At 63.8% G+C, this 19,757-nt stretch carries 18 protein-coding genes; 7 read left to right on the top strand and 11 right to left on the bottom strand.

The genetic code is table 11. The annotated features are described in order from the left end of the window. Positions 1-11: 11 nt before the first annotated feature. Positions 12-1,469 carry an MFS transporter gene (locus tag B0G75_RS14325; protein WP_106306296.1) on the top strand — a complete coding sequence of 486 codons (1,458 nt, stop codon included), beginning with the start codon at positions 12-14 and terminating at the stop codon, positions 1,467-1,469. Positions 1,470-1,624: 155 nt separating this feature from the next. Here B0G75_RS14325 and otsA read toward each other — a convergent pair whose 3' ends face one another. From otsA to B0G75_RS14295, 6 genes are all read right to left on the bottom strand, one after another. Then, the gene (gene otsA / locus B0G75_RS14320) at positions 1,625-3,061 is read right to left on the bottom strand and encodes an alpha,alpha-trehalose-phosphate synthase (UDP-forming) (protein WP_012432179.1); all 1,437 of its coding nucleotides are present in this window, start codon (positions 3,059-3,061) and stop codon (positions 1,625-1,627) included. A 212-nt stretch (positions 3,062-3,273) separates the two neighbouring features. Then, the gene (locus tag B0G75_RS14315; protein ID WP_012432178.1) at positions 3,274-3,486 is read right to left on the bottom strand and encodes a hypothetical protein; all 213 of its coding nucleotides are present in this window, start codon (positions 3,484-3,486) and stop codon (positions 3,274-3,276) included. Positions 3,487-3,668: 182 nt separating this feature from the next. After that, the gene (locus B0G75_RS14310; protein ID WP_106306293.1) at positions 3,669-3,914 is read right to left on the bottom strand and encodes a hypothetical protein; all 246 of its coding nucleotides are present in this window, start codon (positions 3,912-3,914) and stop codon (positions 3,669-3,671) included. A 105-nt stretch (positions 3,915-4,019) separates the two neighbouring features. After that, positions 4,020-5,420, bottom strand: coding sequence for a sigma-54 dependent transcriptional regulator (locus B0G75_RS14305; RefSeq protein WP_106306290.1), 1,401 nt, complete (start codon positions 5,418-5,420; stop codon positions 4,020-4,022). Between the two features lie 306 nt (positions 5,421-5,726). Next, positions 5,727-6,002 carry a hypothetical protein gene (locus B0G75_RS14300; RefSeq protein ID WP_106306287.1) on the bottom strand — a complete coding sequence of 92 codons (276 nt, stop codon included), beginning with the start codon at positions 6,000-6,002 and terminating at the stop codon, positions 5,727-5,729. A gap of 44 nt (positions 6,003-6,046) precedes the next feature. Beyond that, positions 6,047-6,364: a YqjD family protein gene (locus tag B0G75_RS14295; protein ID WP_106306284.1), complete on the bottom strand. Its 318-nt coding sequence runs from the start codon at positions 6,362-6,364 to the stop codon at positions 6,047-6,049. 371 nt (positions 6,365-6,735) lie between these two features. Here B0G75_RS14295 and B0G75_RS14290 point away from each other — a divergent pair, with 371 nt between their 5' ends. The 3 genes from B0G75_RS14290 (at position 6,736) to B0G75_RS14280 (ending at position 9,294) form a co-directional block, all read left to right on the top strand. Further along, positions 6,736-7,794 carry a sigma-54-dependent Fis family transcriptional regulator gene (locus tag B0G75_RS14290; protein WP_106306281.1) on the top strand — a complete coding sequence of 353 codons (1,059 nt, stop codon included), beginning with the start codon at positions 6,736-6,738 and terminating at the stop codon, positions 7,792-7,794. 355 nt (positions 7,795-8,149) lie between these two features. Continuing rightward, a complete protein-coding gene (locus B0G75_RS14285; RefSeq protein ID WP_106306278.1) occupies positions 8,150-8,728 on the top strand; it encodes a hypothetical protein in 579 nt (192 codons plus the stop codon). After that, complete coding sequence (locus B0G75_RS14280; protein WP_106306275.1) at positions 8,725-9,294, top strand: hypothetical protein; 570 nt, start codon at positions 8,725-8,727, stop codon at positions 9,292-9,294. The genes B0G75_RS14285 and B0G75_RS14280 overlap by 4 nt, the downstream gene beginning before the upstream one ends. A gap of 99 nt (positions 9,295-9,393) precedes the next feature. Here B0G75_RS14280 and B0G75_RS14275 read toward each other — a convergent pair whose 3' ends face one another. Then, positions 9,394-10,740: an AAA-associated domain-containing protein gene (locus B0G75_RS14275; RefSeq protein ID WP_106306272.1), complete on the bottom strand. Its 1,347-nt coding sequence runs from the start codon at positions 10,738-10,740 to the stop codon at positions 9,394-9,396. Positions 10,741-10,760: 20 nt separating this feature from the next. Next, a complete protein-coding gene (locus tag B0G75_RS14270; protein WP_106306269.1) occupies positions 10,761-12,512 on the bottom strand; it encodes an ABC transporter permease subunit in 1,752 nt (583 codons plus the stop codon). A gap of 708 nt (positions 12,513-13,220) precedes the next feature. Here B0G75_RS14270 and B0G75_RS14265 point away from each other — a divergent pair. Beyond that, positions 13,221-14,912, top strand: coding sequence for a sensor domain-containing diguanylate cyclase (locus tag B0G75_RS14265; protein ID WP_106306266.1), 1,692 nt, complete (start codon positions 13,221-13,223; stop codon positions 14,910-14,912). A 167-nt stretch (positions 14,913-15,079) separates the two neighbouring features. Next, positions 15,080-15,346 (top strand): hypothetical protein, encoded by a 267-nt coding sequence (locus B0G75_RS14260; protein WP_074763386.1) that lies wholly within the window; start codon positions 15,080-15,082, stop codon positions 15,344-15,346. 91 nt (positions 15,347-15,437) lie between these two features. On the opposite strand, the gene B0G75_RS14255 is transcribed toward B0G75_RS14260, so the two are convergent. Beyond that, on the bottom strand, positions 15,438-16,757 hold the full coding sequence (locus B0G75_RS14255; protein WP_106306263.1) for an ATP-binding protein: 1,320 nt from the start codon (positions 16,755-16,757) through the stop codon (positions 15,438-15,440). Further along, on the bottom strand, positions 16,741-17,466 hold the full coding sequence (locus B0G75_RS14250; RefSeq protein WP_106306260.1) for a response regulator: 726 nt from the start codon (positions 17,464-17,466) through the stop codon (positions 16,741-16,743). The genes B0G75_RS14255 and B0G75_RS14250 overlap by 17 nt, the downstream gene beginning before the upstream one ends. 220 nt (positions 17,467-17,686) lie before the next feature. Between B0G75_RS14250 and B0G75_RS14245 the strand changes: the two genes are divergently transcribed. Beyond that, positions 17,687-18,217 (top strand): periplasmic heavy metal sensor, encoded by a 531-nt coding sequence (locus tag B0G75_RS14245; RefSeq protein WP_106306257.1) that lies wholly within the window; start codon positions 17,687-17,689, stop codon positions 18,215-18,217. Positions 18,218-18,418: 201 nt separating this feature from the next. On the opposite strand, the gene B0G75_RS14240 is transcribed toward B0G75_RS14245, so the two are convergent. Continuing rightward, a complete protein-coding gene (locus B0G75_RS14240; protein ID WP_106306254.1) occupies positions 18,419-19,129 on the bottom strand; it encodes a pirin family protein in 711 nt (236 codons plus the stop codon). Positions 19,130-19,757: the final 628 nt, after the last annotated feature.

Raw genomic sequence — 19,757 nt, 5'->3', positions numbered from 1 at the left:
TCGAACAATCGATGCACGTACAACCACCGCGCAAGGACGGCGCCGACGGCACCATCGCCGCCGATGCGGCCGACACACTCGCCCCCGACACATCGCTGCGCGACGACACCGAACAAGGTTTGCCCATTCCGCAGCGCTACTGGGCGATGCTGGTTATCGCGCTCTCCCTCACGCTTGCGGTACTCGACAGCGCGATTGCCAACGTGGCGCTGCCGACCATCGCGCGCAACCTGCACGCGAGCGCAGCCGGCTCGATCTGGGTCGTCAATGCCTACCAACTGGCGATCACCATCTCGCTGTTGCCGCTCGCCTCGCTAGGCGACCGCATCGGCTACCGGCGCATCTATCTGGCTGGGCTGATTCTGTTCACGGTGGCGTCGTTCGGTTGCGCGTTGTCGACTTCGCTGCCGACCCTCGCGCTCGCTCGCGTGATTCAAGGCTTCGGCGCAGCAGGCATCATGAGCGTGAACACGGCGCTGGTGCGCATGATCTATCCGCCCGCGCAGCTCGGGCGCGGCGTCTCGATCAACGCGATGGTGGTCGCGGTGTCGTCGGCGGTGGGGCCGACTGTCGCGTCCGGCGTGCTCGCTGTCGCCTCGTGGCCGCGGCTTTTCGCCATCAACGTGCCGATCGGCATCGCGGCTATCGTCGGCGGCTTCAAGGCGCTGCCGATGAACCCCGGCCACGAATCGCCCTACGACTATTTGAGCGCGGTGATGAACGCGTTCGTCTTCGGCCTGCTGATCTTTGCCGTCGACGGACTCGGCCACGGCGAGAGATTCGGCTACGTCGCGCTGGAAGCGCTCGGCGCGCTCGTGATCGGCTATTTCTTCGTGCGCCGTCAGTTGACGCAGCCCGCGCCCTTGCTGCCGATCGATTTGCTCAGGATTCCCATCTTCGCGCTCTCGATCGGCACCTCGGTGTGTTCGTTCTGTGCGCAGATGCTCGCCTTCGTGTCGCTGCCCTTTCTGCTGCAGGAAACGCTGGGCTTATCGCAAGTAGAGACCGGGCTGCTCATGACGCCTTGGCCGGCCGTAATCATCATCGCGGCGCCGATTGCCGGCGTGCTGTCGGACAAAGTGTCGTCGGGATGGCTGGGCGGCGTCGGCCTTGCCGCGATGACGGCCGGGCTGTTGCTGCTCGCCACGCTCGGCGCGCATCCGGACGCCATGCAGATCGCGTGGCGCATGGCCTTGTGCGGCGCGGGCTTCGGCATCTTCCAGTCGCCGAACAATCGCACCATGCTGTCCGCGGCGCCGCGCGAGCGCAGCGGCGGCGCAAGCGGCATGCTGGGCACCGCGCGCCTGACCGGCCAGACGCTCGGCGCGGCGCTGGTCGCGCTGATCTTCGGCATCGCGCCACAACATGGACCGACCGTCGCGCTTTACGTGGCCGCGTGCTTCTCGGCGCTCGCCGCGTTGATCAGCACGATGCGCGTCATGCCACGGGCCAACGTGCAACCGGCCTGAGTTCTCGCAAAAGATTTCTCCTGCCACACCAATACACCAATACAAAAAGGGCGTGGCTCGCGTCGTGCGAGCCACGCCCTTCTCTAGTAATTTTCACACCCGCCAAACAGACGACGTGACCAGCACGCGCGGCTGCAAAGCCAGCCGCTCGACCGTTAATCCCGCAACGACGACGCGGTCACGTCAGCGAGCTTTACCGCTTTGGCCGTCACCGAAGATGCCGTCGCGACATTGCGCAGATCCGCAAGGAAGGTATCGCGCCAGACGGACAAATTGTTCTCGCGCATCGGCGCCATCATGTCGGCATGGCGCGCCTGACGCTCCGCGAGCGGCATCGACAGTGCGCGTTCCAGCGCCTCGGCCATCTGCGACAGATCGAACGGATTGACGACCAGCGCGCCCGGCAGCTGCTCGGCGGCGCCGGCGAATTGCGACAGCACCAGCACGCCCGGATCGGCCGGATCCTGCGAGGCGACATATTCTTTCGCGACGAGATTCATGCCGTCGCGCAGCGGCGTCACATAGCCGACCTGCGATTGACGGAACAGCGCCATCAGCAGATTGCGCTCGTATTTGCGGTTCAGGTACTGGATCGGCGTCCAGTCGAGTTGCGCAAACCGGCCGTTGATGCGGCCCGCTTCGCCCTCGAGCGTCTGACGAATCCGCTGATAGGTCGACACGTCCGCACGCGTCGGCGGCGCGATCTGCACCAGCGACACGCGCCCGTGCCAACCCGGCGCGTTCAGCAGCAGCCGCTCGAACGCCTGGAAGCGCTCCACCAGACCCTTCGAATAATCGAGGCGGTCCACGCTCATGATCAGCTTGCGTCCGCGCATGCCGTCGCGCAGGCTGCGCACCGGCTTGCGGTCGGTGAACTGCTCGGCCGCTTTGGCGATCGCGTCCGGATAGATCCCGATCGGATACGCGCCCACTTTCAGGAAGCGGTTATACGCGTGCACCATGCCGTCCTCGCTCGAGGTGCCGTGCTGGCCGCGCTCGATAAAGTCGACGAACGACTGCCGATCCGCATCGGTCTGGAAGCCGATCACGTCATAGCTGCACATGGCCTTGACCAGTTCTTCGTGCGGCGGAATCGTGCGCAAGACTTCCGGCACCGGAAACGGAATGTGCAGGAAGAAACCGATCGGATTCTTCACGCCGAGTTCACGCAGGCAGCGCGCGAACGGCAGCAGGTGATAATCGTGGACCCAGATGATGTCGTCGGGCTTGAGCAGCGCCTTGAGCTGCTTTGCCAGCGTTGCGTTGACGCGCTGATAGCCCGCGTATTCCTGCCGGTCGTAGCGCGACAGGTCGTTGCGATAGTGGAACGTCGGCCACAGCGTCGCATTGGAAAATCCGCGGTAGTACTGGTCGTAGTCACGCTTGGTGAGGCCCACCGTCGCGTACGTCACATTGCCTTGTTTTTCTATCACCGGAGCGCTCGGCTCACTTACCGTTTCGCCGCTCCAGCCGAACCAGACCCCGCCGCTTTCCTTCAGCGCGTCCAGCACGCCGATAGCGAGACCGCCCGCTGCGGGACGGCCTTCCTGAGTCGGCGCGACACGATTCGATACCACGATCAGTCTGCTCATTGGTGCTCCACCTAGTTCAGTTGTTTCGTTGCATACGGATATGTGCCGAAAAGGTGCATGCAAGTCGCGTGCCGTTTTTAGAGACGCTGGAAATAAAAATGTATGTAAATGTGACAAACGAGGAGAAACGCGCGGCGCTATCTCGCGGCGAAGAAGTTTTTTCTGCTTTGTATGACAAAACCGGAAGGCCTCTTACCGGCCCTCGCTTCGGCTCAAGCATCCTGTTCCGAGCCGAGGTCGCGCTGGTATTCCAGGCCTTCCTGGCGCACGCCGCCCTGGTTGTGCTCGCCGTCTGGCGGGGCATCGGGCGCAATGCGGTTCTGCCCTGCCGGATCGTGCTGCTCCGGCGGGCTGTCTTTGCTGCCGCCCGGCCGGGAATCGCGCTTCGAATGGCGCGCTGAACGTCGTAATGCCGGATGTCTCATGATCCACGCCTCCAGGGGAAGCCCGCCGCTGGATTCGCGGCATCAATATAGTCTAGGGGTCGCCACGGTAAATTGCCGGTAAAAGATGCGCCGCCTTTGTAACAAATACATAAATTCACTGCGCCAGATGGCGGCGCAACGCGCAGAACGCGTCAGAGTTGCATGCGCAGCGTCTGGGCCGGCTAACGCTGACCGGCTTGTGGCGTTTGTGTGGGCTGCGGCGGCGGATCGCCAATGGGCGGAGCAACTGGCTCGATGGGTTCGATCGGTTGCGGACTCGGATCGGGACTGGGATCTGGAACCGGAATGGTGTCAGGCTCACCCGGACTCGGCGGCGCAACCGGAGGCGGCGACGGCGGCTCGATCGGCTCGGGACGGTGAGCGTAGATCGGCATGGAAAGCGCGGGAGCGGCAGCGTAGTCCGGCATGTTAATTATCCTCGTTTGCGTTCCATTGGACCGCAGCAAGGCCTGTGCCGTTACGGATGCGCCCCCGGCTGGATGGCGTCTGTTCTGTCAGCGGCGTGGGCGGCGTTAAGCGTCCGCGCCGCCCAGTGCGCGCGATTCGTCGGCGGCGTCGCCATCGTCACGCGCGTCGTTGCCGTACTCGACGAGGCGGTTATACAGCGTCTTCAGGCTGATGCCGAGAATCTCGGCGGCCCGCGTCTTCACACCGCCGCACTGCTCGAGCGTAGCCAGGATTAGCTGACGGTCCGCTTCGGCGAGCGACGTGCCGAATGGAATCGTGATCGCCGTGCCGGCCGCGGGCTTCGACAGCGTGATCTGCAGCGGCACCGTTGCCGTGCTGTCCGAGTCCGTACCCGACATGATGTGCGCGCGCTGCACGTAGTTCTTCAATTCGCGCACATTGCCCGGCCACGGATAGGACATCAGCATGTCCTTCACGGCCGGGGGGAAATGCTTCTTCGTGCTGTGGCGTTCGTTGAGTTCGTCGAGGAACGCCTGGGCCAGCAGCTCCACGTCCTTGCCCCGCTCGCGCAACGGCGGCAGGCTGATCGGGAACACGTTCAAGCGATGGTACAAGTCGAGCCGCAGCTTGCCTTCCAGCACGGCCTGCTCGGGATCGCGGTTGGTCGCCGCGATCAGACGCACGTCCGTTTCGATTTCCTTGGTCGTGCCGACCCGCATGAACATGCCTGTTTCCAGCACGCGCAGCAGCTTCACCTGCAACTCGATCGGCATCTCGGTGATTTCGTCGAGGAACAGCGTGCCGCCGTTCGCGCGCTCGAAATAGCCCTTGTGCTGACGATCCGCGCCAGTGAACGAACCGCGCTCGTGGCCGAACATTTCCGATTCGATCAGGTTCGGCGAGATCGCGCCGCAATTCACCGCAAGAAACGCGTGCTTGCGACGCAAGCTGAGCTGGTGCAGCGTCTGCGCGGCGACTTCCTTGCCGGTGCCCGACTCGCCCACCAGCATGACCGAGGCCGCCGTGGGCGCGACGCGGCCAATCTGGTCGTAGACCTCCTGCATGGCCGGCGAATTGCCGAGCATCAGGCCGAAGCGGCCCATGCGGCGCAACTCGCCGCGCAACGTGCCGATTTCCGCCTTCAGGTCGCCGGCGCGCGGCAGCCGCGAGAGAATCGCCTTGACGCGCTGCATGTTGATCGGCTTCACCAGATAGTCGGTGGCGCCCATCTTCAGCGCGTTGACGGCCGACTCCACCGTGGCATGGCCGGTAATCACGATCACTTCCACGCCGGAGCGCGGATCCAGATCTTCGAACAGGTCGACCCCGCTGCCGTCCGGCAGCTTAAGGTCCGTAAAAACGACGTCCGGCATCTGCCGGACCAGTTGAATGCGCGCTTCGCGCAAATCGCCCGCGGTGGCGGTGGTCAGGCCGTCTTCCCCGATGATGGCGGAAAGTGCCTCGCGGGTACCGGCATCGTCATCGACAATCAGTACATGTGGCATCGCGTCTCGAAAGCCTGCAAGCGTGGGTATGGGAAAACATGCAAACGCGCATGTTGAAATGCGTGCCGTCGACCTGCGTTTCGCCGTTGCCGGCGGGCTCTAATGTGAGCACCCACCAACTCTGACCCAACGCGCCAAATCAACGACTTGATTCAAACTTGCAACAATGTGAGGGAAAACCCACCCACCCAAACCGTCATTGTTGTTTATTTACCTATTATAAGGCTTTACGGAGACAAATTAGCAAGGCATACCGGGCGCCGCCCGTCACTGCGGCGAGCCGGCGATGCAGTGCAGACAAGCTGCTCAACTACGTGGAAATGGCCATGCGCCGCCGTTACCGTTCGGGTAAGCGGAGCCGTTGGCGCCATGCGCGCTGGGGCTAGTGTCGCCCGCCGTGGTCGCCCGATTGGCCGTCGGCCCAGACGGGGCCGCGACCGTGCCGCCTTCGTTTTCCCAACGGCTCAACTCGCGCGCTACCGGGACTTGCCCGGCGCGATTGCGCTGCTGCACATAGCGCACTGCCAGAAAGCCGCCGAGCGCCATCAGTGCGCCGAAGATGCCGATTTTGGGTCGTGCCATCGTGAACTCCTTGTCGTCATGAAGCGGATTAAGATGGGGATGCCTCAGCGCGCGGTCAGCACGCCGAGCACAAAGCCGACGCCCGCGGCGATGCCTATCGAACGCCACGGGTTCTGCCGCACGTATCGTTCGGTATTGACGGTGGCGGCCCGATAGCGCCGCTGCGCGTTTTCCTGCGCATCGCCAAGCGCCGATTGCAGGGTTTCGACATGCGTGCCGAGTTTGTCGCGCAGCACGCCGACGCCCTCGCCCGGCACGTTGGCGGCAAGGCGCAGCATTTCTTCCGAGTCCTTCAGCAGCACCCGCAGGTCCTCGACAATCTTCTGGCCGCCGAGTGCAAGCTGTTGCGTTGTGTCAGTCATCATTCACTCCTGGTCTGAGTTCGGCGTTGCGTGCGTGTTCCGGCGAGTGCGCATAACGCTGCAAATTGGCGAATGGCGATCGCAGCCTCCGCGCAACATATGCTATGCAATCGCGAGAAAAAGCACACGCGTGTCGGATCTGCTTTGCAAACGCCGTGCCCGGTAAATTTGCCTCGCGGGCCGAAAGCAAACACCAAGCCAGGCACTTTCGACCGACCGTGCACTAATGTATTTTTTCACCCCTCAGATCGTTTGCCGAAAATGATGCCAAAGTGGTTAAATCAACCTTTGAGAGATAGCGAGCTCGCTGGTTAATCTCGTTCAGGCCTGCGCGCCGTAACAACAAACTCATTTGCACAGGACCCCCGTTTATGGCGTCAATCGACCTCGCCTCGCCCACCGTGTCCGGCGGAGGCAATGCTTCGGCAATGGCGAAGCAGCGCGTCGCGGACGGCATCGTGGGACTCAAATCGTACGGCTTGCTGTATGGCTCGTCGCCGGTGATGCTGGATCTGTACCAGCAGATCGAGCGCGTCGCGGGTACTGACGCGACCGCGCTGATCATCGGCGAATCCGGCACGGGCAAGGAGCTGATTGCCCGCACGATTCACGATCAAAGCAACCGCAAGGGAGCACCATTCGTCGCCGTGAATTGCGGCGCGATTCCCGATGAACTCATCGAAGCCGAACTGTTTGGGCATGAGAAAGGCAGCTTCACGGGCGCGGTCCAGGGCCGCGTCGGCTACTTCGAACACGCGAACGGCGGCACGCTGTTCCTCGACGAAATTACCGAAATGGCGCCGGTGCGCCAGGTCAAGCTGCTGCGTGCGCTGGAAACCGGCACGTTCTATCGCGTCGGCGGCAATGACCTGATCAGCGGCAACGTGCGCGTGATTGCCGCAACCAATCGCGACCCCGCAATCGCGGTCAAGGAAAACGGCCTGCGTGAAGACCTCATGTACCGGCTCGCGGTTTTTCCGCTGCGCGCGCCGCCGCTGCGCGAGCGCGAGAACGACCGCGAACTGCTCGCGCAACACTTCCTCGCGCTGCTGAATCAGCAGGAAGGCACGAGCAAAAGTTTCAGCAAGCGTTCGATCGAAACGCTGCGCACCTGGTCATGGCCGGGCAACGTGCGCGAGTTGAAGAACGCGGTCTATCGCGCGTTCATTCTCGCGGAGAAGATCGTGGAGTTGCCGCATCCGCATCTCGCGTCGCGCGTGAAAAAGCCGATGACGCAGGGCGACGCGATGAGCGTATGGATCGGCACGCCGCTCGCCGACGCGCAAAAGCAGATCATTCTCGGCACGCTCAAATATTGCGGCGGCGACAAACGGCGCGCGGCCAAAGCACTCGGCGTGAGTCTCAAAACCTTGTACAACCGTTTGAGCGCTTACGGCGACGAAAGCGCCGAAGACGAACCCGAGCAATAAACTCATGCTGCGGCACTCGTGGGGTGGAGCGGCGTGAGTGCTTGCTTCGTGTGCCTCGATGATCGAGCGCATGCGGGCTTCAGCAGCTGACCGCCCGCTGCAAGGAGCCGCTTCCTGAGCCTTGAACCGCAAACGGAATCCGTTCGCACCGCCAATCAAAATGGGACTCTGCCCAACAGAAACCCCTTTGCCTCGCATCATCTTTTGCAATTGCTTGCATTTTCCCTCTGCCAATTACAAATAGCATCCTGCAAAATGCGGCACACGCATTGCTAGGTGGGGAACGCGTGTTACTCGTTTGCGCGGCGGTATTCGAGCACGAACGAAAGGCACTTGCAGGAGCAGAGACAGGGAAATGCAAAAAAGTATGGTGTGGGCCGAAAGGGCAAAACGAACAGCCGGGCGTGGACGTCCCAATGCAACGGCGCTCGTTGCTCTTGCTATGGCGATCTCGTCGGCGCTGAGCGGCTGTAGCTCGCTCTATTCGGAAGGTGCCACCGCCGGCGCCGGTATCGCAGGCGCCGCGCTGGCGTCGAAAGTCACCAGCAACGCGGCCGTCGCGACCGGCATCGGTCTCGGCGCAGTGGCCGCGGCACGCGCCGGCGTGCAGTATTCGGAGCGCGTGGTTCACACGAATACGCAGGACGGCATCGCTAAAATTGCCGGGCCGCTCGACGTCGGCGCAGTCGCGCCATGGAGCGTGACCCATTCGATGCCGATCGAAGACGACGAGCATGGCCGCGTCACCGTCAGCCGCACGATCAGCGCGGGCGCGCTCGACTGCAAGGAAATCGTGTTCTCAGTCGATCAGGCGGCCACCAAGAACGTGCCGGCAAGCAGCGCGTTTTACGTGGCATCGATTTGCCGCGACGGCGACAACTGGAAGTGGGCGTCGGCCGAACCCGCCACCGAACGCTGGGGCGCGTTGCAATGACGGCGCGTTCGCACACGGCTGCCCTCACGGCGCGCCGCCCTCGCCTCGCTGCCTGGTCCGGCAACCGGCTGCGGCTCGTGCTGGCCGGCGCGCTCTGCGTCGGCGCAAGCGTGCTCACGAGCGGCTGCTCGTCGGTCGGCGCGGCGAGCGGGGCGGCAGCGGGCGTCGCGTCCGGGCTGGTGACATCCAATCCGGCTATCGGCATCGGCATCGGCATTGCCGTGCAGGCCGCGACCGACGAGGCCGTCGGCCGCTACATGCGCGTTATGCACACCGATCAGCAGAACATGATCGCCGCGTTGGCGGGCGCCATGCCGGTCGGCGAGACGCGTCCGTGGGCGGTCAAGCACACGTTGCCTATCGAGAACGGCCACGGCCAGGTGCGCGTGACGCGCGCCTTCGGTTCGGCCCTCGCGCTCTGCAAGGAATTCGTCTTCTCGGTGCAGGACGGCGACGGGCCGAACGCGCATGAAGACTGGTATATGGCGAGCGCGTGTCAGCAGGACAAGGGCTGGAAGTGGGCGTCCGCGGAACCGGCCGTCACGCGCTGGGGCAGTCTGCAATAACTGCACGGCAATGAAAAAACGGCAGGGTCGCCCCTGCCGTTTTTGCTTTGAACTGGCTTTGCGCGTCTTGATCGACACAAACGCACAACGCCCACGCGCTTAAGACTCCACGTCTTCCAGACTGAAGATTTCGGTTTGGTCGTTATACGAGAAGATCTCGCCGTAACGGCCCCAGTTGATGACCGCGTCGAGCGTCTCTTCCGCGGCGCTGTCCGACAGAAAATCCTCCAGCTCCTGCTCGAAGCGCACGCGCGGCGCGCGATGCCCCGGCCGTTCGTTGAGCACCTTCTTGATTCGCGCGGCGAGCGGCACGTGACGCAGCAGGTGTTCAGCGAACATCATCTTGCGTTCCTGAGTGCCGAACTCGGAGAACACACGCGCCGGCGGCGTCAGGAAAATGTCGCCCTCGCGGATATCCGCGAAACCGAGATGCTGCAGCACTTCAGCGACCGGGAACAGATCGTCGACCTCCAGATGCAGTGAGCGCGCGATTTCCGGCATGTCCGCGCGACCGTGGTACGGCGCGGCGGCCAGCGTTTCGATCAGACCGGCCATCAGGTTGGTCGACACATGCGGCAACCAGCTGTGCAGCTCGAGGCCCTTCTTGGTCTTTTCGTCGGTCTGACGCGCGGTCATCTTCGCGTAGATGTCGTCCACCAGCTTGCGGAACGCCGGATCGAGGCGGTTGCGCGGATGCTTGAACGGCACCTTGATCTCGGCAATCACGCGCCCCGGGTTCGACGACAACACCAGAATGCGGTCGCACATGAAGACCGCTTCCTCGATGTTGTGCGTGACGATCAGCACGGCCTTGATCGGCATACGGCCTTGCGTCCACAGATCGAGCAGGTCGGTACGCAGCGTTTCGGCGGTCAGCACGTCGAGCGCGGAGAACGGCTCGTCCATCAGCAGCAGCGTGGGGTCGACCACCAGCGCGCGCGCAAAGCCGACGCGCTGGCGCATGCCGCCCGACAGCTCGCGCGGGTAAGCGTTTTCGAAGCCGTCCAGACCGATCAGGTCGATCGCCGCCAGCGCGCGCGTGCGCCGTTCGCTCGCGCCGACGCCTTGCGCTTCGAGACCCGCTTCCACGTTTTGCAGCACGGTCAGCCACGGGAACAGCGCGAAAGTCTGGAACACCATCGCGACACCCTTGGCGGGGCCGTTGAGCGGCTTGCCCATATAGGTGACTTCGCCGTCGGTCGGCTCGATCAGACCGGCGATGATGCGCAACAGCGTCGACTTGCCCGAGCCCGAACGGCCCAGCAATCCGACGATCTCGCCTTCGCGCAGCGACAGGTTCGCGTCGTCGAGGACGAGCAGTTCGCCCTGCGACTTGTTGAACCCGCGGCACACGTCCTTGACGCGCAGGATCTCTTCGCCGAGGCGCGGCGGCTTCGGCGGGGTCTGGATCGGCGCGGCGGTCATAGCAGCTTTAGGATTTTGCATCGCGTTTTGCCTTCATTTCTTCAATCGAGCCGGAGCTTGGCTTCGGCATAGGCGTACATCGGACGCCACAGCAGGCGGTTGAACAGGGTCACGAACAGGGACATCACGGCAATGCCCACGATGATCTTCGGATAGTCGCCCGCGGCGGTGGACTGCGCGATATAGGCGCCCAATCCGTGCGCGGCCACCTTGGTGTCGCCCCACTGCACGAATTCCGCGACGATGCTCGCATTCCACGCGCCGCCCGACGCAGTGATCGCGCCCGTGACGTAGTACGGGAAAATGCCCGGCAGAATCGCCTGGCGCCACCATTGCCAGCCGCGGATGTGGAAGTTCTTGGCCGCCTCGCGATAGTCGTTCGGATACGACGTCGCGCCGGCAATCACGTTGAACAGGATATACCACTGCGTGCCGAGCACGATCAGCGGCGACAGCCAGATGTCCGGGTTCAGATGGAAGCGCACAATCGCGATCACGAACACCGGGAACAGCAGGTTGGCCGGGAACGCGGCGAGAAACTGGGCGAGCGGCTGAATCTTCTCGGCAAGCGCCGGGCGCAAGCCGATCAGCACGCCGACCGGCACCCAGATCACGGAGGCGATCGCGATCAGCACCACCACCCGCAGCAGCGTGATCAGCCCGAGCACGAACACGTGCCAGACTTCATCCAGCGACACGCCGGTGCGCACATAGATCACGACGCGATATACCACGTAGACGGTCGCGAGCAGCACCAGCGTTGCCCACACCATATCGCCGACGCGCGAACTCTTCTGCATCTGCGGGATCTGGAAGCGCGGCCCCTGGAATGCCGGCAGCCGGAACGGCACGCGCGCGGCCTTGGCGAACATCCAGCCGAGCGGCACAAGCAAGCGGTGGATCAGGCGGGTGCGGCGAATCAGATCGAGCAGCCACGATTCCGGCGCGTCGCCCGAACTGGTGTTTTCCATGCGGAACTTGTCGGCCCACGCGACGAGCGGGCGGAACAGGAACTGGTCGTAGGCGAGAATCACGACCGTCATGGCGAGGATCACCCAGCCGATCGCGTGCAGGTTCTTATCCGAGATTGCCTGCGCGAGATAGGCGCCGATGCCCGGCAGGATGATCGTTCTGTTGCCGACCGTGATCGCCTCGGAGGCGACCACGAAGAACCAGCCGCCCGACATCGACATCATCATGTTCCAGATGAGACCCGGCATCGAGAACGGGACCTCCAGCTTCCAGAAGCGCTGCCATGAAGTCAGGTGAAACCCGCGCGAGACTTCGTCCAGATCGCGCGGCACCGTGCGCAGCGACTGATAGAAGCTGAACGTCATGTTCCACGCCTGGCTCGTGAAGATCGCGAAGATCGCCGCGAGCTCGGCGCCGAGCACGCGGCCCGGGAACAGCGCTAAAAAAAAGGTGACCGTAAACGAAATGTAGCCCAGCACCGGCACCGACTGCAGGATGTCGAGAATCGGCACCAGCACCAGGCCGGCACGACGGCTCTTGGCGGCGAGCGTGCCATACACCAGCGTGAAGATCAGCGAGGCGACCATGGCCGCGAGCATGCGCAGCGTGGTGCGCATCGCATATTCAGGGAGGTTCGCCGGATCGAGCGAGATGGCTTGAGTCTTGAGCGTCGACATGGGCGCCAAGGTCTCGTGAAAGCCGATCGCCGCCATGGCGATCATACAGATGATCAGCGGGAAGGCGACGAAGTCCCAACGATTGGGCAGCACCCGCCATGCCGACGCATTGGCGGTGCGCTTCAGATTGAAGCTGAAGTCCATCAGATACCCTCCCCGTCGAACCAGGCGTTCAAGAACAGCAAGGAGGCCGCGGCTTCGGCGCGGCGGTCTGAAGATCGGTCCGGAAAGCGGAAATCAGGCATGGCAAAACGCGTGGGCGCGGTAAATCGTTAGCGTTGGAGACACGTGAACCGGTGATGGATGTGTCGTGGACGAAGCGCCCAGGACCGCAACCGTCAAGCCAGACTCCTGTCGCCGCAGGCGCCGCCCGTAAGGGCTGGCGAGCTTTCCTTGTTTTGGACGGCACGACACTACACCATCCTATGTTTCAGGCACAACCTTTCGCGGCAAATAGCGATAAATAGCGGAGAACCCACTTTCAACGCCCTTGGGTCTGCATGCGCCGAGCTTGCGCCGAGCTTTTATCGTGGCGCGCCGGCCGCATCTTCGACCCTCGCGGCGGCTGCCGCGATGGCCAGGAACTGACCGGACAAACCCGAACAACCGTCAAGAATCCGGCCGGGCTGCCGTTAAGAACCTGATGGGCGCGGTGGACGCAGTTCGCATTCCCGCAATAACGGTGGCGTCTGGCCCCATGACGGTTAAAATCAGGAGACGACGCCTGTTATCGGATTATCCCGGGCCACAGCGACGGCGTATTGCCGACCGCTTCCACAGCGGTGAAACTGCGCGAGCGCGCTGCCACGATTGAGCTAGTTGCATGTCACAGCCAGACGGATCAGAGGGTCGATGAACAGGACAACCTTGCGCCAGGCAACCGGGCCGGTCAGCTTCATGCTGATCGTCCTGGTTTGCTGGTTCGTGGCCGGCATGGTTGCGGACCGGATGGTACAGCAAGAGCTGGACGCAGCCCTGCGTGCGCAGCGGCAAATGTCCACCTCGATCGTGGACAACATGGCGGAGGTGATCGCCAGCGACCTTGCGATGTCTCGCGCCATCCCCGCCACCATGGCCGAAATGGACGTGGTCCAGCGCGCTCTGGTGCAATCCCAGAATTATGCCGTGAAGAGTGAAGTGACGGAACCCGTCCTGCGCGCCGCCTTGCTCAAAGACGCGCAGATGACCGCCGTGAGCAACTTCCTGCACGATGCGCAAGGCTTCTCCGGGCTCGACCAGATCTGGCTCGTCAACGCCAACGGCGTCTGCGTCGCCTCGAGCAACTCCGTCAACAATCCGCTCGCGGCCGAGCGCTCTTTCGTCGGCACCGACATGCGCGTGCGCGGCTATCTGACGAACGCGCTGCTCGGTGCGTTCTCCGAAGCCTATGGCGTTGGCCGCTCGAGCGGCGAGCCCGGCATCTTCATTGCCGCGCCGGCTTACGCGGACGGCCTGCTGGTCGGCGTGGTCGTCGCCAAGGTCGGCATCGCGCGGCTGCGCCACTGGGTCGCGCACGCCGGCACCTTCGTCGCCGACGACAACGGCGTCATCATCATGGCGCACAACAGCGAGCTCGAAGGCCGCGCACTGCCGAACTCACGCGTCACGCACTTAACGACGGCCGAGCGCAAGACCATCTATCTGCGCGACCAGATTCCCGACATCCATATCAGCGTTGACTCGCAAGTACGAGAACAGGCGCCGTGGGTGCCGTCCGCCGTGGCCGGGCAACTGTTCGGCATGTCCGACCGGCCCGTGCCGTCGCTCTATCAGACGCGCGGCGGCCTGAACTCGGGACTGTCGGCGCATCTGATCGATCCGCTCGTGGCCTGGCCGGAACTGCTGCGCAATCACAAGCGCGATCATTTGCTGGTGTTTCTGACGCTGGCCGGCACGGTCGCGCTGGCGTGGGTGATCACGGTGTCGTATGTGCGCGAGCGGCGCCACCATCGCGCCACGCGCGATCTCGCTGAACAATTGCAATCCGCCAACACGCTGCTGTCGGCCGAGGCGCGCCACGACGCCCTGACCGGCGCGCTGTCGCGGCGCTACTTCCTCGACCTGCTGCGCCACGAGATCGAACGCGCGCATGCGGGCAACGAACCGTTGTGCATGGCGATCGCCGACCTCGACCACTTCAAGCAGATCAACGACCGCTTCGGCCACGCCGCCGGCGACCGCGCGCTCGAACATTTCGTCGACACCTGCCGCGCCGAACTGCGCGGCGCCGACGCGATCGGCCGCCTGGGCGGCGAAGAGTTCGGTCTGCTGCTGCCGGCCACGGATCTCGCCGGCGGCCACGAAGTCGTCGAACGCTTGCGGCTGCGCCTGAAAGCCATACCTTCGCCGAAGTTGCCGCCGTCGGTGGGCTTGAGCGTGAGCATCGGCATTACCGAACTCTCGCCCGACGATCTGCCCGAGCGGATCATGAGCCGCGCCGACATGGCGCTGTACGCGGCGAAATCGGGCGGCCGCGACCGCACCGAGGCCTTGCCGCCCGACGACACCGCACCACCTGCCCGCACGGTGGCCAACGTCTGGTAGTGCATCCGGCAGACGTCGGACACCGGCGTCTCAAGCAGTGCGCAAGCGGTGCGCAATCAGTCCGCAAGCTGACGCAGGGCAAGAGCCGCCCTCGGACATCCCTGACGAAGCAGGTATCATCGACCTTGATATCGAGGTTGCCGCTACCGCTTTAACGGGAGATTCGCATGAAGGGAAATTTGGTCATCGTCTGCCGCGATCAGGATGCTGACGCGTTCGACCATCTGCTGGCTGAATACGGCGCGTTCCAGACGCGTTTGTCATCTACCGCGTGGTATCTGAAACTGGCCGTCGCGCCGGAACTGATTCAGGAAGAGATCCTGGCGCGTCTCGGCAAATACACCACGCACTATATTTTCGAAGCCGAAACGGTGACGTGGAATACGGTGGATAGCGACGCGGCGAATGCGCTGAACACGTTGTTTTCGGACTAGCGCGCCGGCTGCCGGCCGCGTCTTCCGGATTTTGCGTTCGGATCTCAAGACGCGGCACAGGTTGCCAAAGCCCGCGCCGCGCCTCTACCTATCAACCCCAAGCGCTCTCTGAGGCAGCCGCGACCCGCGGCAACGCTTCGAGCGAAAAGCTCATCAAGACTCGCAACCCACGGCCGCCGTGGTTGCCGATCTCCCACTCGCCACCCGCACGCCGCACCAGCCGCTCGACAATGGCGAGCCCGAGGCCGCTATGACCGTTGCCGCCGCGCGCGGGATCGAGCCGCACGAACGGCCGGCTGGCGTTGATCAGATCCTGGGCCGCGATGCCGCTGCCGCTGTCGCTCACCGACAAGGTGAAGCCTTGCGCGGTACGCTCCGTGGCCACGACGACCGGCGGCGCGCCGTAGGCATGCGCGTTGTCGAGCAGATTCGACAGAATCCGGTCGAGCGTGGCGGCGGGCAACAGGAACGCCGGCCCCGCATTGAGTTCGGTCTGCACGGTGGGTGTACCGGAGGCCACCGCGCGATAGCTGCGCACGATCCGCTCGCACTGCGCGTCCACTTCGACCGCTTCGCTGCGATCGGCGCCGTCGTGCGCGAATACCAGAAACTGTTCGACGATATGCGTCATGGAATCGACGTCGCGCACCACGCCATCGCGCATCTTCACTTCGTCCATCATTTCGGCGCGCAGCCGCAAACGCGCGAGCGGCGTTTTCAGATCGTGCGCCACGCCCGCCAGCATCACGGCGCGGTCGTTCTCCGTGCGCGCCACTTCCTGGACCATCTGATTGAAGCCGTGCGTGAGTTGACGCAACTCGCGCGGCCCGCGCTCCGGCACCGGCGGCACCGGCTGACCGCGGCCGAAACGCGCCACCGCCTGGGCGAGCGAGCGCAACGGCTGCTGCAACGCCCACGCGGCGAACAGCGCCGCCATCACCGCGAACGAAAAGATGATGGCAAGCCACAGCACCGTGCGGTCGAGCGAGCGTGGCGTGCGCAACGGCTGCACCGGCACGACGATCCAGCTTTTGTCGGAGGGCGCGCGCACCCATAGCGTGGGCGGGCGCCCCGGCTGGCCGATGCGCACCTGCGTGCCGGACGGCATGCGGTCGCGCGCGTCTTCGACGAAACGTTCGAGCGGCGGCGGCATGTCCGCGATCTCCGGCGGCACTTCCGGGCTCGCCGGATCGACCAGTTTGACACGCGACGGCAAGGGCTGATCCGGCGTTCGGGCGACGTGCTGACGCACCGCGTCGACGAGGAAAGTGGCTTCTTCCACCGCGTAGCGCGTTTGCAGTTGACTGCGCTCGAGGCGCATAAGCGCGTACCACGCGAAATGCGACAGCAGCAGCACCGCGACGACTAGCAGCGCCAGCCGCCCGAACAGCGAATCAATGGGCCGGCGCATGCTGTTCGCCGTCGGGCACGAACACGTAGCCGCGGCCGCGCACCGTTTGAATGAAGCGCGGCGTGGACGGGTCGGTTTCGAGAATGCGGCGCAGACGCCAGACCTGAACGTCGATGCCGCGGTCGGTGCCGTCGTATTCCGGGCCGTGCAGCAGTTCGAGCAGGCGCTCGCGCGTGAGCGTGCGCATGGGGTGATTGACGAAAATTTTCAGCAGCGCGAATTCGCTGCCCGACAGCGTGAGCGGCTTGTCTTCCAGATGCAGCGTGCGCGACTGGAAGTCCAGCGTGAAGCGTCCGAAGTTGAACGGCTCGCGCTGTTCCGGCGCCGCCGCCGATGGCAGCGTGCGGCGGCGGCGCAGCACGGCCTGCACGCGCGCCAGCAACTCGCGCGGATTGAACGGCTTGCCGAGGTAGTCGTCCGCGCCGAGCTCCAGCCCGACGATGCGGTCGACGTCGTCCGCCCGCGCCGTGAGCATGATCACGGGGATGTCGTCGCCCGCCGCGCGCAGCTTGCGCAGCGCGGTGAGCCCGTCGACGCCCGGCATCATCAGGTCGAGCACGATCAGGTCCGGGCGCTCGCGTTCGAGCCTGCGCTCGAGTGAGCCCGCGTCGTGCAGCACCGAAACCTCGATGCCCTGGCGGGCCAGATAGTCGCGGAGCAGATCGCGCAATTCGACGTCGTCGTCGACAACAAGTATTTGAGTAGCCATGGGATGAAGTTTAACGCGCGGCAGGAAGGGATTTCGATTTCAAACCGGCCCCAAGGGTTACCGGGTGTTACGGTGAAAGGTGTGCGTAATCCCCCGTAATAGCCGCATCCTGCCACGTAACACAGCGAACTGCGCAGTTCTCTACGCTGTGTCTTACCGAATGCAGGCCGTTCACCTTAACCGGTTGCATCGTCGGCTATTCCATTACAGGGAGTCTCACATGTCTACCAAAAAGATCTCGCGCGTTCTCGCCGTTGCCGCCACTGCTCTCGCCATCGGCGCGGGCGCTGCCTATGCCGCACAACCCACCGCCGACCACGGCGGCCCTGGCGGCTGGCACGGCCACTTCATGAAGGAACTGACGCAACTGCACGATCAGCTGAAGCTGAACGCTGATCAGGAAAAGCAGTGGCAAGCCGCGCTCGACACCATGAAGCAGAACCACGAAGCCATGCGCGCCAATCATGAGCAGATCAAGAACCAGTTCAAGGCCGCGCAGCAGCAGCCGATCCTGGATCTGAACGCCATGGCGGCCGCGCACCAGCAGGTCGAACAGAAAGACGCACAACTGCGTCAGCAAACCTCGGATGCGTGGCTCAAGTTCTACAACGGCCTGAACGACCAGCAAAAGACCACCGTCAGCACGGCGCTCAAGCAGCGCTTTGCGAAGATGGAGTCGCGTCATGAAAAGATGCGCGAGCACTGGGAGAATCGCAAGGGCGCGGCATCGGCACCGGCAGCCAATCAGTAAGCGGCTCGGTGTAGCAGCACACGCGGCTCGCGCGGCCGTGTGTGTTGCTGAATGCAAAAACGCCACGCAGGCTTGCCCTCTGTGGCGTTTTTTTAGTACGGCGCGACACGATGCGCGCGGACTGCCGTGATGCACGTGTGAGGCGTGCTCGTTGCAACTTCAACTATTCCTTCGGTGAAAGCGCGACCGAGCGATGACGGCTTAGCCGTTGAGCTGCCCCAGATCGAACAGCAGCACTTCGGCATCCTCGCCCTTCTCAAGCGTCACGGTATCCGTGTCGCTGAGCTTGGCGGCGTCGCCTGCACGGAGCGCTTCGCCGTTCACCGTCAGCGCGCCGCGCGCCACATGCACATACGCGAGCCGTCCTTTGGGCAGCGCGAACGTCGCCGTTTCCGCTCCGTCGATCAGTGCCGCGTAAATCGACGCGTCCGCATGGATCGTCACCGAACCGTCGCGGCCGTCGGGCGAGGCGACCACGCGGAGGCGGCCGCGCTTGTCGGCGGCGTCGAAGCGTTTTTCCTCGTAGCTCGGCTGGTCGCCCGCGCGTTGCGGAATGACCCAGATCTGCAACAGGTGCGCGGACTCGTCCTGCGACGCGTTGAACTCGCTGTGCTGCACACCCGTGCCGGCGCTCATGCGCTGCACGTCGCCGGGACGGATCGTCGAGCCGTTGCCCATGCTGTCGCGGTGGGCCAGCGCGCCTTCGAGCACATACGTGACGATTTCCATGTCGCGATGGCCGTGCGTGCCGAAGCCCTCGCCGCCAGCGATACGGTCTTCGTTGATGACCCGCAGCGGCCCGAAATGCACGTGCTGGGGATCGCGATAGTCGGCAAACGAGAAGCTGTGATACGAATCGAGCCAGCCGTGGTTGGCGTGACCGCGTTCTTCGGAACGGCGAATCTCGAACATGGAAGTACTCCTGGTGAGTAAATAGCGATGCCGAGAATGTATGGGCATGGCCTGCACTAAACAATCCGCGCGGGTGCACCGGATCGTTTCATAAATCCGCGCAATCAAGCGTGGTGAAAGAACTCGACAACGTCGCGCTCGCACAACGCCCGCGCATGTCAGTTTGCCACCGCTGGCGTCCCGGACTGGCGCCTCATCCCTGTTCGGGTAAAATACCGCCCTTTTCGAGATCGCGTGGGCGCCGAAGGCGCACCGGCGCGTCCGGCATGACGGGCCGCGATGGGTTGGCCGCCGGTTTCAGACCCGCGCCGGACTGCCTCGCTGCATCGAATTGACGCGTCCCGCTCCGAAGCCGAAACCCTGGGCGGCGCGACAATTTTGACCGCCTAGAATAGCGACGGCCAATCGGGTCCAGACGCTGAATCGAGGAAACACACGCAGCACCCACGAAACTCGGGGCTCGCCCGCATGGGCTTTCGCGAGGCTTCGTAATACAGTCGGCAGTAGATTCACCCGCAGTTTTACAACAAGAGTCGAAAAGCGCGCTGCAAGACCGGCAACGGCCATGCAGTCATGATTTGCACAGCGGTGCGCTGTGCGCCGCAGGTCACAGCGAGCCCGGGCTCGC

The organism is Paraburkholderia sp. BL18I3N2 (assembly GCF_003001875.1).
Classification (GTDB): domain Bacteria; phylum Pseudomonadota; class Gammaproteobacteria; order Burkholderiales; family Burkholderiaceae; genus Paraburkholderia; species Paraburkholderia phytofirmans.
Note: the sequence above shows the minus strand (reverse complement) of the source record. Positions and strands in the feature narration are given on the sequence as shown.

Coding starts and splice junctions, on each gene's coding strand:
- B0G75_RS14325 (WP_106306296.1), top strand. CDS start 12: ATGCACGTACAACCACCGCGCAAGGACGGCGCCGACGGCACCATCGCC.
- otsA (WP_012432179.1), bottom strand. CDS start 3,061: ATGAGCAGACTGATCGTGGTATCGAATCGTGTCGCGCCGACTCAGGAA.
- B0G75_RS14315 (WP_012432178.1), bottom strand. CDS start 3,486: ATGAGACATCCGGCATTACGACGTTCAGCGCGCCATTCGAAGCGCGAT.
- B0G75_RS14310 (WP_106306293.1), bottom strand. CDS start 3,914: ATGCCGGACTACGCTGCCGCTCCCGCGCTTTCCATGCCGATCTACGCT.
- B0G75_RS14305 (WP_106306290.1), bottom strand. CDS start 5,420: ATGCCACATGTACTGATTGTCGATGACGATGCCGGTACCCGCGAGGCA.
- B0G75_RS14300 (WP_106306287.1), bottom strand. CDS start 6,002: ATGGCACGACCCAAAATCGGCATCTTCGGCGCACTGATGGCGCTCGGC.
- B0G75_RS14295 (WP_106306284.1), bottom strand. CDS start 6,364: ATGACTGACACAACGCAACAGCTTGCACTCGGCGGCCAGAAGATTGTC.
- B0G75_RS14290 (WP_106306281.1), top strand. CDS start 6,736: ATGGCGTCAATCGACCTCGCCTCGCCCACCGTGTCCGGCGGAGGCAAT.
- B0G75_RS14285 (WP_106306278.1), top strand. CDS start 8,150: ATGCAAAAAAGTATGGTGTGGGCCGAAAGGGCAAAACGAACAGCCGGG.
- B0G75_RS14280 (WP_106306275.1), top strand. CDS start 8,725: ATGACGGCGCGTTCGCACACGGCTGCCCTCACGGCGCGCCGCCCTCGC.
- B0G75_RS14275 (WP_106306272.1), bottom strand. CDS start 10,740: ATGCAAAATCCTAAAGCTGCTATGACCGCCGCGCCGATCCAGACCCCG.
- B0G75_RS14270 (WP_106306269.1), bottom strand. CDS start 12,512: ATGGACTTCAGCTTCAATCTGAAGCGCACCGCCAATGCGTCGGCATGG.
- B0G75_RS14265 (WP_106306266.1), top strand. CDS start 13,221: ATGAACAGGACAACCTTGCGCCAGGCAACCGGGCCGGTCAGCTTCATG.
- B0G75_RS14260 (WP_074763386.1), top strand. CDS start 15,080: ATGAAGGGAAATTTGGTCATCGTCTGCCGCGATCAGGATGCTGACGCG.
- B0G75_RS14255 (WP_106306263.1), bottom strand. CDS start 16,757: ATGCGCCGGCCCATTGATTCGCTGTTCGGGCGGCTGGCGCTGCTAGTC.
- B0G75_RS14250 (WP_106306260.1), bottom strand. CDS start 17,466: ATGGCTACTCAAATACTTGTTGTCGACGACGACGTCGAATTGCGCGAT.
- B0G75_RS14245 (WP_106306257.1), top strand. CDS start 17,687: ATGTCTACCAAAAAGATCTCGCGCGTTCTCGCCGTTGCCGCCACTGCT.
- B0G75_RS14240 (WP_106306254.1), bottom strand. CDS start 19,129: ATGTTCGAGATTCGCCGTTCCGAAGAACGCGGTCACGCCAACCACGGC.